At 61.5% G+C, this 14,792-nt stretch carries 13 protein-coding genes; 4 read left to right on the forward strand and 9 right to left on the reverse strand.

Annotation, left to right across the window (positions count from 1 at the left end; all coding sequences use genetic code 11):
* Positions 1–13: 13 nt before the first annotated feature.
* From mnhG to ACNA0I_RS17520, 9 genes are all read right to left on the reverse strand, one after another.
* Entirely contained in the window at positions 14–346 is a 333-nt protein-coding gene (gene mnhG, locus ACNA0I_RS17480) for a monovalent cation/H(+) antiporter subunit G (RefSeq protein ID WP_415807279.1), read from the reverse strand.
* Positions 343–624, reverse strand: coding sequence for a K+/H+ antiporter subunit F (locus ACNA0I_RS17485; RefSeq protein ID WP_415807280.1), 282 nt, complete (start codon positions 622–624; stop codon positions 343–345). Before ACNA0I_RS17485 ends, mnhG begins: the two co-directional genes overlap by 4 nt.
* Positions 621–1,097 (reverse strand): Na+/H+ antiporter subunit E, encoded by a 477-nt coding sequence (locus tag ACNA0I_RS17490; protein ID WP_415807281.1) that lies wholly within the window; start codon positions 1,095–1,097, stop codon positions 621–623. Before ACNA0I_RS17490 ends, ACNA0I_RS17485 begins: the two co-directional genes overlap by 4 nt.
* A complete protein-coding gene (locus tag ACNA0I_RS17495; protein WP_415807282.1) occupies positions 1,097–2,722 on the reverse strand; it encodes a monovalent cation/H+ antiporter subunit D in 1,626 nt (541 codons plus the stop codon). Before ACNA0I_RS17495 ends, ACNA0I_RS17490 begins: the two co-directional genes overlap by 1 nt.
* A complete protein-coding gene (locus ACNA0I_RS17500) occupies positions 2,719–3,063 on the reverse strand; it encodes a Na+/H+ antiporter subunit C (protein WP_415807283.1) in 345 nt (114 codons plus the stop codon). The genes ACNA0I_RS17495 and ACNA0I_RS17500 overlap by 4 nt, the downstream gene beginning before the upstream one ends.
* A complete protein-coding gene (locus ACNA0I_RS17505) occupies positions 3,063–5,966 on the reverse strand; it encodes a monovalent cation/H+ antiporter subunit A (RefSeq protein WP_415807284.1) in 2,904 nt (967 codons plus the stop codon). The genes ACNA0I_RS17500 and ACNA0I_RS17505 overlap by 1 nt, the downstream gene beginning before the upstream one ends.
* A gap of 285 nt (positions 5,967–6,251) precedes the next feature.
* A complete protein-coding gene (locus tag ACNA0I_RS17510) occupies positions 6,252–8,882 on the reverse strand; it encodes an AAA family ATPase (protein ID WP_415807285.1) in 2,631 nt (876 codons plus the stop codon).
* A 67-nt stretch (positions 8,883–8,949) separates the two neighbouring features.
* A complete protein-coding gene (locus tag ACNA0I_RS17515) occupies positions 8,950–10,065 on the reverse strand; it encodes a metallophosphoesterase family protein (RefSeq protein ID WP_415807286.1) in 1,116 nt (371 codons plus the stop codon).
* 96 nt (positions 10,066–10,161) lie between these two features.
* The gene (locus tag ACNA0I_RS17520) at positions 10,162–11,469 is read right to left on the reverse strand and encodes a D-amino acid dehydrogenase (RefSeq protein ID WP_415807287.1); all 1,308 of its coding nucleotides are present in this window, start codon (positions 11,467–11,469) and stop codon (positions 10,162–10,164) included.
* A gap of 139 nt (positions 11,470–11,608) precedes the next feature.
* Between ACNA0I_RS17520 and ACNA0I_RS17525 the strand changes: the two genes are divergently transcribed.
* From ACNA0I_RS17525 to ACNA0I_RS17540, 4 genes are all read left to right on the forward strand, one after another.
* Positions 11,609–12,079 carry a winged helix-turn-helix transcriptional regulator gene (locus tag ACNA0I_RS17525; RefSeq protein ID WP_415807288.1) on the forward strand — a complete coding sequence of 157 codons (471 nt, stop codon included), beginning with the start codon at positions 11,609–11,611 and terminating at the stop codon, positions 12,077–12,079.
* Between the two features lie 33 nt (positions 12,080–12,112).
* Complete coding sequence (locus ACNA0I_RS17530; RefSeq protein WP_415807334.1) at positions 12,113–12,829, forward strand: DUF502 domain-containing protein; 717 nt, start codon at positions 12,113–12,115, stop codon at positions 12,827–12,829.
* Positions 12,826–13,401, forward strand: coding sequence for a restriction endonuclease (locus ACNA0I_RS17535; RefSeq protein ID WP_415807289.1), 576 nt, complete (start codon positions 12,826–12,828; stop codon positions 13,399–13,401). Before ACNA0I_RS17530 ends, ACNA0I_RS17535 begins: the two co-directional genes overlap by 4 nt.
* A gap of 119 nt (positions 13,402–13,520) precedes the next feature.
* Positions 13,521–14,663 carry a hypothetical protein gene (locus ACNA0I_RS17540; RefSeq protein WP_415807290.1) on the forward strand — a complete coding sequence of 381 codons (1,143 nt, stop codon included), beginning with the start codon at positions 13,521–13,523 and terminating at the stop codon, positions 14,661–14,663.
* The last annotated feature ends 129 nt before the right edge of the window (positions 14,664–14,792 follow it).

Raw genomic sequence — 14,792 nt, forward strand, 5'->3', positions numbered from 1 at the left:
CGATGTAACCGCCCTATTCCGCGTTGAAATCGCCGCGGTCCCGCCGGCTGCGATAGACCGCTGCGCGCATCAGCAACATGGCCGTCACCGGCGAGGTGATGAACAGCAACAATATGATGAGAATTTCATGGATCACGAAACGTTGCTGTATCGAGGAAAACACCAGAATCGACGCCAGCAATACGCAAACCGCGCCCAGGGTATTACCGAGCGTCGGCGCATGAATACGCGAGACGAAATCCTTGAAACGCAGTAGCCCGGCTGAGCCGATCAGCGAAATGACGCCCCCTGCGACCAGCAAGATGCTGGCCGGGATGCCCGCCCACAATGGAATCTCGACGTTCATGGCTCGATCACCTCGCCACGCAGCAAAAATTTGGCCATTGCGGTAGAGCCGACAAAACCGAACAAGGCGATCAGCAAGGCCACGTCAAAATAGACCGGCGTACCTGACCGTATGCCAAAGGCCAGCATGGCCAACATGCCATTGATGTAAAACGCATCCAACGCCAGCACGCGGTCCTGCGCGGTGGGACCGCGCACCAGCCGCACCGTTGCACACGCCATGCCCAAGACAAAACACAACAAGGCAAAGGATGCGGCCCAGAATAGAACAAGGTTCACTGAAACACCTCAATCAGGGTACGCTCGTAGCGCTGTTTGACCAACTCGACCCAGGCTGCTTCGTTTTCCAGATCGAGCACATGCAATGTCAGAATATTGTTGGACACATCGACCCATACCGTGCCCGGCGTATAGGTCAGGATGCAGCCCAGCAACGCACGGCCATGCGGGTCATGCAGATCCAGCGGGATATGCACAAATCCCGGGGTGTACTCGCGCCGATAGGCAATGATCAGTTTACCGACCGCGATATTCGACCGGATGATGTCGATCGCCACGCGCCAACTCAGCCCCAGCAGCAACCATAATTTATGAGGACGCCCGCGCAGCGGGCGCAGGCGGCTGGACGCAAAACCGAGCCACAGCGCAAGCGCCAAGCCTAATGCGATCTGCCCGACAGACAGCGACTCGTTGAGCAACAGCCACAGGACGAGCAATGCCGCAGGCAGCAGGAGTTTGTACCAACGCCGCATCAATGCCCCCCCAAGGTACGCGCCGGGTTGGCCGACAACACCGCATCGATGTATAGCGCAGGTTGATCGAGCGAGCGCGCCGCATCATCCAGATAAGCCGACACCGGCCCTGCGCCCGCCGCGAGTGCGACGCACAACAGAATCAACACGGCAACCGGCCCCGCCTCGAACACACGCAGCCGCGGCGTTGTGCGTTCCTCGTTGCCCCAGAAAATCCGCATCCCGGCGCGGCCAAACGCCACGATGCCTGCCAACCCCGCCGTCAACACGGCAGCCACCAGGATCCAGGCATCCGCCGGCTGGGTCGAGGTATTGGCCTCGGCAACCGCCGCGGACAGGAGCGAGAACTTGGCCACAAAACCGGACAATGGCGGCAACCCGGTCACGAGCAACGCGCACGAGACAAACGCCAATCCCAGAAAGGCCATTGCCGCAGGAATAGCCACACCCACTACATCATCGGAACGGTTCGGGCTCTCTGGATCATCCAGGTCGAACAGATCCAGCGTGACCGCCAACACGTTCGCCCCGAAAGTCTGCGTGCGCTCGACCAACTCGACCAGCATGAAAAATGCGCCCGTGGTCAGCACGGAGCTCAGCAGATAGAACAACGCCGGCCCTGTCAGCCGCACGCCCGGCATGCCTAACGCGGTGAGCAGCGTGCCGGCGGAAAGGATCACGCAATAACTGACCAACTGATCCAGTCGCTGGGTCGCGAGCAAGCCGATGGCCCCAAAAAACAAGGTCGCCAGGCCAACAGCAAACATCCAGTCCAGGCTGAATGCCGCCGGCGCGCCCGTGGGCAACAATAGCGAACCGATGCGCAACAGGGCGTAGATGCCGACCTTGGTCATGATGGAGAACACGGCCGCTACCGGTGCGCTGGCTGAGCTGTAGCCGCGCACCAGCCAGAAATTCAGCGGCCAGGCCCCGGCCTTGACCAGAAACGCCAGGCCCAGCACCGCCGCACCGGTCTCGAACAACAAGCGATCGCTGCCCCCCAGGACGCCAGCGCGCACAGCCAGATCGGCGAGGTTCAAGGTGCCCGTGACCCCATAGATCAGCGCAATACTGATCAGCAGCAGGAACGACGCCACCAGATTGACCGCAATGTATTGCAGGCCGGCACTGACCCGCGCCACCCCCGATCCGTGCAGAATCAGACCATACGACGCAGCCAGCAAGACCTCGAAAAACACGAACAAGTTGAACAGGTCACCCGTCAGGAATGCCCCATTGAGGCCCATCAACAGGAACTGGAACAGCGAATGAAAATGCACGCCCAGGCGGTCCCAGCGCGCCAGGGAATAGATCAGCGAAGCCAAGCCGAGCACGGCCGTCAATGTCAACATGACGGCCGACAATCGATCAACAACCAGCACGATGCCGAACGGCGCCGGCCAATCTCCGGGTAGATACACGCCTATGCCATTGGGCCAGACGCCGCCGACACCGCCAGCCAGTGCCAGCAACGTGATCGCCGCCGCGAGCTGAGCGAGGCTGGCCGCCAGCGCAATCCCCGCCCGTAAACCCCGGCGCTTGTCCGCCAGCAATAACATCGCCGCGCCCGCAATCAGCGGGACGGCAATGGGATATATAGGCGCGTGTTGCAACCAATCAATCAAGATTCCGACTCCCTGCCATCAACGTGGTCGGTGCCAGTCAACCCGCGAGAAGCCAGCAATACGACAAGAAACAATGCGGTGGTTGCGAATCCGATCACGATGGCCGTCAACACCAACGCCTGCGGCACGGGATCAGCCATGGCGGCCGGATCCGGCGTGACAGCAGGATCAATGACAGGCGGCCGGCCGACGGTCAGCCGTCCCATTCCGAAAATAAACAAGTTGACGGCATAGGACATCAAGGTCAGCCCCATGATGACCTGAAACGTGCGGGGCCGCAGGATCAGCCACACGCCAGAGCCAGCCAACACGCCAATCGCGATGGCATATATCAATTCCATTAGGCAGGACTCCCGGATTCTGCGGCGGCTTGAGCTTCTGCGGCCGCCTTGCGTTGTGCGCGCAAGGATTGGTGAGCCAGGGCCACCAACACGAGCACGGTGCCGCCCACGACCAGCATGTATACGCCCAAGTCAAAGAACAACACGCTGGAAAGATGGACGTGGCCAATCAGGGGCAAGGAAACATCCCACGCCATGGCCGATAGAAAGGGACGCGCGGCGAACCAGGCCGACACCGCAGTGAGGCCCGCGCACAGCAGGCCCAAACCGATCCAATGCTGTGGATTCAGGCGGCTGCGCGACTCCACCCAGTACACGCCACCCACCATGTATTGCAAAATCACAGCGGTTGCCATGACCAGGCCGCCAACAAAGCCGCCGCCTGGCGCATTGTGCCCACGCAAAAGCAGATACACCGACGCCATCGCCGCAATCGGCAACAGGAGACGCACCAGCACGGCAGGCAGGGCCAAGGCGTTCTCCGGCAACAGTGCCTGGATATCGGGCGCTACGACAGGCTCCCCCTGGTCACGCTGCTGACGCGGCAGATCGACACTTTCCGCCGCTGGCCGGAAACGACGCAGCAAGGCATACACCGTCAGCGCGACAATCCCAACGACAGTGATCTCGCCAAAGGTATCAAAACCGCGGAAATCCACCAGAATCACGTTGACCACGTTGGTGCCTCCGCCCTCGGGCAAGGCTTTTTCCACAAAATACGAGGCCACTGTCTGCCCCGGCGGACGGGTCAATATGGCATAGGCCAAGGTGGCCAGGGACGTGCCCGTCACCGTGGCAATCACCAGATCGCGCACGCGGCGTGCACGGGCGCGGGCGCTCCCATCCAGGCCACCGCCCTCGATACGGCGCGGCAACCACCGCAGCCCCAGCAGCAACAGCACGACGGTTACGACCTCGACCGCCAATTGCGTCAATGCCAGATCGGGCGCGGAAAACCAGACAAATGTCAGACAGGTCACCAGGCCTGCCCCGCCCGCCAGAATCAATGCTGCCAACCGATGGTATTTGGCCTGGAAGGCCGCCCCTACCGCGCAAATCGCACCCACCACCCACAGCACGGCAAAAGCAGGATCCAGCGGCGTGATGGGCGACGGCGCGTCGTTCCACTGACCGCGCTGCAATGGCAGCCAAGCCACGAGCAGCGCGCCCAGCACGATCAGCACCATCTGGATCTGCATGCGTGGCGACGAGACACGGCCCAGCACCCAGTTGGCGGCAACGCTGGAATAGTCGAACAAAAATTCGAACGTGCGCCGGCCATCGAAGCGGTAGATAAATGGCACCTGCCCTGGCAACGCACGCTGACGCGCACGCAATCCGGCATACAGCAAAATGCCCGCAAGCATGGCGACAAAACTCATCACCAGTGGCAGATTCACCCCATGCCATACGGCCAGGCTGTATTCGGGCATGTCAGCACCGAGAACGCTTTGTGCTGCGGTATGCAGAAAGGGGCCGACTGTCAGCCCGGGGATGACGCCCACGACCAGACACATCAGCACCAGCAGACCACTGGGCACAAGCATGAAGCGCGGCGGCTCATGCGGCGCGCGTGGCAAATCCTTTGCCGGCGGACCGAAAAACACCTGCAGGATGAAACGCAGCGAATAGGCCACGCTGAACGCGCTGGCCAGCACCGCCATCGCGGGCAGACCATATTGAATCATCGGATCGCCACTGACAAAGGTCGTCTCGGCAAAGAACATTTCCTTGGAAATGAAGCCGTTGAGCAGCGGCACGCCCGCCATGGCTGCGGCCGCCACCACGGCCAAGGTCGCGGTAATCGGCATGGCGCGCCTGAGCCCGCTCAGTCTGCCCAGATCGCGCGTACCCGTCTCGTGATCGACGATCCCGGCCGCCATGAACAGCGATGCCTTGAACGTGGCGTGGTTCACCATGTGGAAGATCGCGGCGACCAGGCCGAGCGAACTGTTCATCCCCAACAACAAGGTGATCAACCCGAGATGGCTGATCGTGGAATACGCCAGCACGCCCTTCATGTCCTGTTGGAAAATCGCGGCATAGGCGCCCAGCACCAGCGAACACAGCCCTGCTCCGCCAATGATCCAGAACCATTCTTCTGTGCCCGAGAGCACCGGCCAAAACCTCGCCAGCAGGAACACGCCCGCCTTGACCATTGTTGCCGAGTGCAAATAGGCCGAAACCGGTGTCGGCGCCGCCATGGCATTGGGCAGCCAGAACTGAAACGGGAATTGTGCGCTCTTGGTCAGCGCGCCGAGCGCTACCAGCACCAACACGGCGGGATACCAGGGATCAGCGCGAACCACGTCACCCGCGGCCAGTACCCGGTCCATGTCGTAACTGCCCACGATATGGCCCAGGATCAAGACGCCAGCCAGGAGACATAAGCCGCCCGCCCCTGTGACCGTCAACGCCATCCGTGCACCGCGCCGGGCATCCTGGCGATGATGCCAATAGGCAATCAGCATGAACGACGCCAGGCTGGTCATTTCCCAGAACAGCACCAGCTGAATCAGATTGCCCGACAGCACCACGCCCAGCATGGCCCCCATGAATGCCTGGAAAAACGAGAAAAACCGCGGCACCGGATCCTCGGGCGACATGTAATAGCGTGCATAGAGCACCACCAATGCGCCCATGCCCGAGACAATCAAGGCGAATAACCAGGCATAACCGTCCATACGCAGCGTGAACTGCAGGCCCAGCGCCGGTGCCCATTCCAGATCGGCACGAACCACTCCGCCATCGGCGACCTGAGGATAGAGACTGGCCACCAGGACGAAGCAGCTCAGTGCCATCAGGCCTGCCAACCACGCCTCGGCATTACGGGCGTTGGAAGGCAACAGCGCGGCGCACAGGCTGCCGATGAACGGCAGAGCGAGTATGAGAATCAGCGACATGGTATTCCGGGAGGGCCGGCGGCCTGGCTCTTGGGCAGGAGCCAGATCTCAGACCGGGGTGACGTTATACAGATGCGAAATTGAACCGATCGTTGCCGCAACACCGCCGATCCGGTGTCACGCTGCCGACAAGCGCCAATCAAGTATCCACCCCGAAAAATATCAGATTCTTGTAAGGTTCGCATGGCGATGTAAGTGATTTTTATGGTTGATCAGTGCTTTAAGTGCATTTTTCGCGTTAATTTGACTCATTTAGCTGGCAACCAAATGAAACAACCGACCCGATCAGGGCACCGCCCGAACCCCTACTCCCATGTCCTGCCACGACTCTCCATGACAGGTCAGCAGCAATACCTGATGCCTTGAGGCCGCATCGTAAAGCGCGCGCTTCATCAATTCTCGCCGTTCCTGATCCGCGTGTACCAGAGTATCGTCCAATACCAGCAAGGTGGGCCTGCCAGCTTGCTGTAACAAATCTGCGTAGGCAAAACGCGCCAGCACGCCGAGCTGCTCGCGTGTGCCAAAGCTCAAGGCGCTCAACGTTTCCGTCGCATCGGGCCCTGACCCGCGCACCACGGCGGCAGGCATCAGCGCATCGTCCAGGCGCCACTGCGCCCCTGGAAACAACAGCCCGACATAGTGTTGCAGACGCTGGGCCAGCGGCTCCAGCAAACGTTGCGTCGCGTCGGCGCGCCGCTGCCCCAGCAATTGCCATAACAGGTCCAATGCCTGCGCCCGGGTCGCGAACTCGTCGCGCCGCCGGGTCAGCCGCTGCGTCTCGGCCTGCGCCTGCAGCAGTTGCTCGCCCAGGCCGTGAGCCTGTGCTTGTTCGAGTTTGCCCTGCAACTGCAGTAATTCGGCATGGCGGCGCTGCTGTTCCTCGCGCTGCAGGCGAGCGGACTGCTCGAAACGCTGTGCATCCTGCTCGATCAGTTCCGGCTGCAGGGCCTGCAAGGCGGCTTGCGCCGCCTGATAGCGTTGCGCCAGGGTGTCACGGGTCGCGCGCGCCTCGACCAGCCTGGCGCCTCGCTGTTCACGTTGCTCTACCCGGCTCGCCGCGCCCAGTTCCGCCTGGAGTGCAGCCCACTGCGTCTGAAAAATCTGCGCCTTGGTCTGCTGGGTATCCAATGCGGTGCGGGCGGCTGTCACCGCCTGGCCCGCCAGGTCGGCCTCGACCGTCGCGGCGTGCAAAGCCTGCTGCGCCTGGGCCAAATCCACGGCAGGTGCCGCGTTCTCCGGCAGCCCGGCTAGCTGTCCCTGCAATTGCGTCAATCGCGATTGCGCCTGCGACTGCAATTCGCGCAATGCCTCGATACCCTCCGGCGCCTGGATGCGCAAGGTCTGGCGGGCCATGTCCAGATCGCGCCGGGTCTGTTCATACGTCACGGCTCGTGCCTCGGCCTGAGCCAGCGACGCCACGCCCAAGCGGGCCAGACACGCGGTGCGCTCAGCCCGTGTCTGCTGGATAGCCGTCAATACGGCCGGCAAGTCGCTGCCGCCCGGCTCGATATGCAAGACGCCGATCCCCGGGATCTGCAATTCGGCGGCCTCGGAAACAAGGACCTCGCCTTCGCCCGCGATATCCCGGCCGGCCAACTGCAGTGTCTGGCCGTCCAGCAAACGATGACGCACCCGCGTCGCACCGGCATTCTGTTGAGCCTGCAACTGCGCCAACCGCTGCTCTAGCTGGCGCAAGGTGCGCAGTGCCTTGTCATCGATTTCCAGCTGCGTGGCCGAGGCTTGCAGAGTCCGGACCTGCTCGGCAAGTTGCTCGGCCTGCGCGATGCTGTCCTGCGCCCGTCGCAATTCCTGGTTCAACCGATCGATCTGCGCCAGGCAATCCATCCGCTGGGCCGCCTGCTGGGCCCCGGCTACCTGCGCGTTGGCCTGTGCCAGATTCTGGGCAGTACGCTGCTGTTGCAGCAGAGCCCGATCCAGAACCTCGCGCGCAGGCACCAGACTCGCGGCGGCCGACTCCGCATCGGCCTGCAAGGTCACCAGGGCCGCAGTATCGCGCTGATCGCGTTCGACCTGCTCGTGCAACAGAGCCAAGGTGTCATCGGCCTGTGTCAGCTCGCGCTGCAAACCGGCCAGAGCGTCCCGCTCGCGACTGATTTCGGCCAAGCGGGCGCGCGCCTGGGCGGCGCGTTGCTCCAGGTTGAGCCAAGGCTGCTCCTGCTCGGCTTTGTCGTGATCGCGACGCAATAGCGCCAGGCGATCCACGTCGGCATCGAGCGCCTGTTTCGAGGCGGTCAAGGTGGCGACGGATTCCTCCGCGCGCTGCAACGCATCCTCGGCGTCTTTATAGGCCCCTTTGGGGCGGCCACTGCGCCCGTCGCGCAAGGCAGCGCGCTCGGCCTCGACCCTCTCGTAGAGGGAATCGCCATCGGCCGAGGTCAATTCGCCCGTCAATCGTGTCAGTGCTTCCCGGACGTGACTTTGTGCGTAACCTGCGGGCTCTGACAGGTTTTGCCCTTCGCCCTGAGCGATCCAGAGCAGCCCGGGAATGCCACCGTGTTCCGGGCGGCTATTGCCCTTTGCCGAGAACTCGAATCCTAGCAAGGTTGCCAAGGCGTTTTCTGCCGCCTCGCCCTCGTGCCGCTCAGCGCCATCGTCGACCAGCAGCTCGCAACGCGCACGGCTCAAAAATGATTTCCGCAGCAGATATTCATGGCCGTCGTGCTCGAACGCGATTTCCACCGAAGGCCGAGCGCCGGACATGCCCCACGGCGCCAGGTCGGATACTTTGGTTGTCTTGTAGCGCTCGAGAAAGGCCGCACGAATCGCCGCCGCCAGGGTGCTTTTGCCGGCTTCGTTCGGCCCTGCAATGACATTGAGGCCCTCGGCCAAGCCATCGAGCACGACCGGGGTGCGGAATTTTCGAAACTCTTGCAGCGCAATGCGATGCAGCTTCATAGCGACACCCGCAGGGTGACGTGGAATCGTGCAACGGGAGACGCCAGCACAACGATGCGGTGCTGCTTCATTGTGCCTCCTCCCGCTCACGCTGGAATTGCACCAGCAGCCGCAGCGCCTGGCGCGCGGCGGCTGCCTGGCTCGGATCATCCTGCATGGCCTGCAGTTGTGCCGCGACCTCACCGACATAGCCGCTCGCCCCTAACGCTGCCAGATCCTGCGCGTCAGGAGCCAAGGACAAACCGTCTGTCTCTAATAACAATGCCCGGCTGCGTGCCGCGGCACGCGCAATAGCAGCCTGCAGTGCATCCCACGCCTCTAGCGGCAATTGCCCCGACAGCTCCAGGCGCAACACATCCTCGGCGCCAATATCCTGCAATCGATGCGCCAGCGCCTCGGCGTCGGACGCCAAGATCAGCGACTCGGCCCACAACGTCCAGCGAAATCGCCCGACAGGCACGCTCTGCACCACGGGCTCCGCCCCTGTTGCGAGCTGCACGTCCAGCACGCTGCCATTGGCATTCGACCGGAAACGATCCGGTTCCGGCGTGCCGGCATACCAAGTCCTCGCATCGATCTGCAAGGTGCCATGCCAGTCGCCCAGCGCCAGATAATCCAACCGCGCGCGAGCAGCCCGGTCGGCTGCAATGGGATTGGCCGAATCCACAGTGTCCGGCAAGCGGCCCGTCACGCTGCCATGTGCCAGGCCCACGCGCAGCCGCCCAGGCGCGGTCTCCAAGGCATCAAAAATGGCCGTCGTGTCATCGTAGGTATGGCGTTGCGTCAGCGGCGCCGCCAATACCGCGAGATTCTGCCCAGGCAAATCGACCACGCCTGGGCGCAGGGGAATATGGACGTTGGGCCCGATGCATCCCAGTTGGTGCGCACGCGACCAGACACTGTCGGCCAAGGCGGCATCGTGGTTCCCGGCAATCATGACCCACGGACCGGCAAACGCGGCCAGCGCGTCAAACAGGCGCCGAATGCTACGGTCCGATACGGCCTGCGTGTCGAACACATCCCCCGCCACCAGCACGGCATCGGCGCGGCGCTCCGCCGCCAGGGCGGCAATGCGCGCGACGGTTTCATAGCGCGCCTCGGCCAACATGGCCGCATCGTCGGTTTCAAACTGACCGTACTGCCGTCCGATCTGCCAATCAGCGGTATGGATGAGATGTGTCACGGAGCCCCTGCAAGTGCCTGCGCCATGATGGCGTCATGGCGCGATTGTGGCACAAAGGCAGGCGACGGCAAGCAGGCAGCGTGACGAATCCAGCCCTCAGGCTGCGGCGTGCCCGCCTAGTGCCACGCGAGACTGGCGCTTGGCGGCCGCGCCATAGCGCGACAGCGCCAGATCATCGGCGCGGATTTCTGGCCGTTGGCCCATGACCAGATCCGACAAGAGCTTGGCAGAGCCGCAAGACATGGTCCAACCCAGGGTGCCATGCCCGGTGTTCACATATAGATTGGAATAGCGCGTCGCACCAACGATAGGCGTGCTATCGGGTGTCATGGGTCGCAGACCGGTCCAGAACTCGGCTTGCTCGACCTTGCCGCTGCCCGGGTACAAATCATTGACCACGAACTCCAGGGTGCGGCGGCGCTCCGGATGCAAACGCAGATCAAAGCCGGCCAGCTCCGCCATGCCGCCGACGCGAATACGGTTGTCAAAACGCGTGACCGCCACTTTGTAGGTCTCGTCCAACACGGTCGAGACCGGCGCAGCATCCGCGTCCAATAAAGGAATCGTCAAGGAATAGCCTTTGACCGGGTAAACCGGCAGATCCAATCCCAGCGGCGCCAGAAAACCACGCGAGTAGCTGCCAAATGCCGCGACGTAGCGATCTGCGGTCAGCACTTCGTCCCCGATACGCACGCCGGTGATTTCCCCGCGCGCGGTCTCCAGACGCGTGACGTTTTGGCCATAGCGAAATTCCACGCCCAGCTCCGCTGCCAACTGCGCCAATCGTCGTGTAAACAGACGGCAATCACCCGTTTCGTCGTTAGGCAGACGCAGACCACCGGTCAATTTGTGCGCGGTGCTGGCTAAAGCCGGCTCGGCAGTTTCCAGGCGATTGCGATCCAGCAATTCATATGGCACGCCGCACGCCTCCAATACCTGGATATCGCGCTGCGCCGCCTCGTATTGGTGCTCGGTGCGAAACAGCTGCAATGTGCCCTTCGTACGCGCCTCGTACTGAATGCCCGTCTCAGTGCGCAGGGCCTTCAGGCAATCGCGGCTGTATTCGGCCAGGCGCAGCATGCGCTCCTTGTTCACGGCGTAACGGCTGGCCGAGCAGTTGGCCAACATCGCCGCCATCCAGCGCCACTGATAAAGCGTGCCGTCCGGACGGATCGCCAAAGGGGCGTGGTCTTTCTGGAACATCCATTTCAGCGCCTTCAGGGGAATGCCGGGCGCGGCCCAGGGGGTGGAATAACCCGGCGACACCTGGCCGGCGTTGGCATAGCTGGTTTCGCTGGCCGCCTCGGACTGGCGGTCCAATACCGTCACTTTGGCGCCCTGGCGTGCCAGATAATACGCGGTGGTCGTGCCAATCACACCACTGCCCAAGACGATGACATGCATGCAAATCCCCTGAGTTAGGCATCTCTTATGGATGAATCAATAGTCTAGGACGATGTGAGCAGTGAAAAGCACTAAAATCAGCGGTTCTGAAATGTACTTTTACTGACAACAGGGGCTGAATGGCCCCCCTCAAAGTGAAATGCGCGAACTCGATCGTATCGACCGGAAAATTCTGGATATATTGCAGCGCGATGGGCGGATATCTATCACCGATCTCGCGGAGCGGATCAGCCTGTCGGCGACGCCGTGTTCCGAACGCGTCAAGCGTCTGGAACGCGAAGGTGTCATCACCGGGTATCATGCTCGCGTCAACCCCGCCGCGTTGGGACTGAATCTGTTGGTCTTTCTGGAAATCAAGCTGTCGGCCAAATCGGGCGACGTCTTTGATAGGGTCAAACAGGAATTGCTGTATGTCCCTGAGGTCATGGAATGCCATCTGGTATCCGGAGATTTTGACTATCTTGTCAAAGCACGATTGAGTGAAATGAATGAATACCGGCGGTTATTGGGCGAAATACTGAAACGCCTGCCCGCCTCGGCCGAATCACATAGCTACGTGGTCATGGAAGAAATCAAGGAAACCTTGGGTTTGCCTGTCACCGGCCATTGAATCACTACGTATTACCGGAGCTTCACCCCTATGATGACGCGTTTGTCTCGATATTTTTTTCGCGGGCTGATTACCGTACTGCCGATTGCACTGACGCTATATCTGCTGTTCATCTTTCTGGCATGGACGGAGGCTGCCGCCCTGTCCTTGCTCAGCCCCTTTATTGGCAGCTTTTATATCCCCGGCATGGGATTGGCCCTGGGTGTCCTGGGCATTTTGGCGGTTGGCTATCTGGTTTCCAAAGAGCGTATGCAACGGATATTCCATTTTGTGGAAATGCCGTTTACCAATATCCCGGTCGTCAAAAGCATTTATTCATCGCTGAAAAGCTTTGCCGATTATTTTTCGCCCAGTGCGAAAGCCGATACCCAGCACGTCGTCGTGCTGCGTATTCCGGGTCAACCGCTCGAGCTGGTCGGGCTGATCACGCGGCGCAGTACCGAGGGGCTGCCTGAGGGTTTTCTGCCCGGAGAACGGGTCGCTGTTTATTTACCCATGGGGTACATGATCGGCGGCTATACGGTTTTTGTCCCGACCGACTGGGTCCAACCCATCGATATGTCAGTCGAGGAAGCCATGCGGGCCTCGCTGATTGCCTGGATGGCTCGTGCGCCAGGTGACTCAGCGGCGAGTGGACGCTCGTCGAATCCGCCCTCATCGGGCGGCACACCGCAGGAGCCCGTCCCGGGCGTGCGCCCTGCGCCGCCGCAGCAGACGCAGCAAGGTACGCCCCATGAGGGGAACCCATGAAATTGATGGCCAAGAATTCGCTGTTTGCGATTTTGCTCCGCTCGTCATGGTGGATCAGCTTGCTGGTGGCGGCTGCGCTGATTCTGGTCGCCGTTGCAGTCGTGCCGCCGGCCTATGCGCTCTTCCCTATCTGTGGCGCGGTGCCGTTCATCATCATTTCCGGCATTGCCGCCTGGAAACAACGCAACAAGCCCTCGTCAGCCCGCGTCGAGCAAACGGCACAGGCACTGTCTGCCATGTCCTGGTCCATCTTTGCCGATCAGTTCGAGGCCGCATTGCGTCATGATGGCTGCCAGGTCAAACGCCTGAAAACCGAGGCCGCCGACTTCGAAGTCGCACGCCCCGGCGCCGGACGTGCGCTGATATCCGCCCGCCGCTGGAAAGCCGCCCACACGGGTGTCGAACCGCTGCAACGCCTGCAAGCGGCACGCAGCACAACAGGCGCCAGCGAGGGCATCTACGTCACGCTGGGCGATATTTCGAACCCCGCGCAAGACTACGCGACGCAAAACAATATCCAGTTCATGGATGCCGAATCGCTGACGCAGTTGTTCCGTCATCAGAAACTTTGAAAAAATCCGACTGATCTCCTCCCTCACGAAAGCGCGCCAGCAGTAGAATTTCTCGCGCCAGACACGGCGCGCTTTTTCTCCCCAACGATGGGGACCGCTCCGGTCTACGGAGCCCTCGCATGCCCACACCCGAATCCTCTCGCGATCCTGCCCTGCGGCAAGGCATCCGCATCGTCACGCCTGTACCTGGCGCGCTGCACACTGAAACTGAAGCCGCCCTGGGCTGGTTACAGACGCTGGACCTCAATGCCTATCTGACGACGGTGCCAGATGGCTCCAACGCAGTCCATTTCGAGCCGAGCGAGGCCTTGTTGGCTCTGGCGCCGCAACGCGATACGACGGCGTTATGTACGACGCTGCAGTTGGACACGGAGAATCGCCCTGACGATCTCGCGCGCGAAATCGTGCTGGCCATGCTATTGGGGCCGGTGGCGTTCCCGTTTCCCAGCGCGGCGGAACTGCGCAGCGCCGTACGCATTCGTCAACACATCGTGCAGGCCGCGCGCAAGACAGCGTTGGCATTCGATACCGAACAGGCCGAACGCCCTGCCGGCTATTGGCGTTACGACGAGGCGCGCGGCTTTACCATCGAACCCGGCGTGTCGTTGATCGAGGCCCTGACCAAAGCCACGCAGCCCGATGCCTCGGACAAACGCTATGCGTTCTCGTGCTATCGAGCCACCGAATATGTCACGCTGCTGGGCATCGCGCTGGAATTACGCGACGCCCATCCCGAACTCTATGCCAAACTGCAACAGCAATGGGAAACCCGTGCCGTGATGTCGGGGGCTTTTCACGAAGTCTTTCTGCGCGAATACGGGTCGATGGACGAGCCGCTGCCATCGAAATATTACGTGCCCGGCGACCGCCTGTGGTTTCGCAACCCCGACTCCCACTCATCCAATGTCGAGGGCTATGAAGGGTCCTGGGTGTTTTATCTGGGCGATGGCCGGTTCAACAATTTCTGGAAACGCGATCAGCCCTACACATTGACATCCAAATGCGTGGAGATCTATCACTGGCGCGATGGCGCACGCACCGATGAGCAAGACCGCCTGATCATCGACGAGACCATCGTAGAAGCCCGCACGGCCCAGACCCAACAAGATCCCGCGGCACTGCAGGCCGTACTCGATCGCATGCTGCGGCGACGTGACCCGCAAGGGGTATATGCCGAAGGCGGCTGCATCGATGCAACGCGGGAATGCGTGCAATGGATCCTGCACGGCACCGCGCAAATCAAATTACCGGATTGCCCATAGCCGATAGCCTCACAACGTAACTCAACAGCGTTGATACAGCAAAGCGCATGACATCCGTCAACGGCAGCTATTGCGAGCAGGAGNTCGGCGTGTAAAAGCCCCGCCGGGCCGTAGAGCCGCGATTTAGCC

The organism is Bordetella muralis (genome assembly GCF_965139205.1).
GTDB lineage: Bacteria > Pseudomonadota > Gammaproteobacteria > Burkholderiales > Burkholderiaceae_B > Bordetella_A > Bordetella_A muralis.

Bases quoted from the DNA above. Each gene is read 5' to 3' on its own strand.
- ACNA0I_RS17540 (WP_415807290.1), top strand. From the start codon at position 13,521: ATGCCCACACCCGAATCCTCTCGCGATCCTGCCCTGCGGCAAGGCATC.
- ACNA0I_RS17530 (WP_415807334.1), top strand. From the start codon at position 12,113: ATGACGCGTTTGTCTCGATATTTTTTTCGCGGGCTGATTACCGTACTG.
- ACNA0I_RS17490 (WP_415807281.1), bottom strand. From the start codon at position 1,097: ATGCGGCGTTGGTACAAACTCCTGCTGCCTGCGGCATTGCTCGTCCTG.
- ACNA0I_RS17500 (WP_415807283.1), bottom strand. From the start codon at position 3,063: ATGGAATTGATATATGCCATCGCGATTGGCGTGTTGGCTGGCTCTGGC.
- ACNA0I_RS17525 (WP_415807288.1), top strand. From the start codon at position 11,609: ATGCGCGAACTCGATCGTATCGACCGGAAAATTCTGGATATATTGCAG.
- ACNA0I_RS17510 (WP_415807285.1), bottom strand. From the start codon at position 8,882: ATGAAGCTGCATCGCATTGCGCTGCAAGAGTTTCGAAAATTCCGCACC.
- mnhG (WP_415807279.1), bottom strand. From the start codon at position 346: ATGAACGTCGAGATTCCATTGTGGGCGGGCATCCCGGCCAGCATCTTG.
- ACNA0I_RS17520 (WP_415807287.1), bottom strand. From the start codon at position 11,469: ATGCATGTCATCGTCTTGGGCAGTGGTGTGATTGGCACGACCACCGCG.
- ACNA0I_RS17535 (WP_415807289.1), top strand. From the start codon at position 12,826: ATGAAATTGATGGCCAAGAATTCGCTGTTTGCGATTTTGCTCCGCTCG.
- ACNA0I_RS17505 (WP_415807284.1), bottom strand. From the start codon at position 5,966: ATGTCGCTGATTCTCATACTCGCTCTGCCGTTCATCGGCAGCCTGTGC.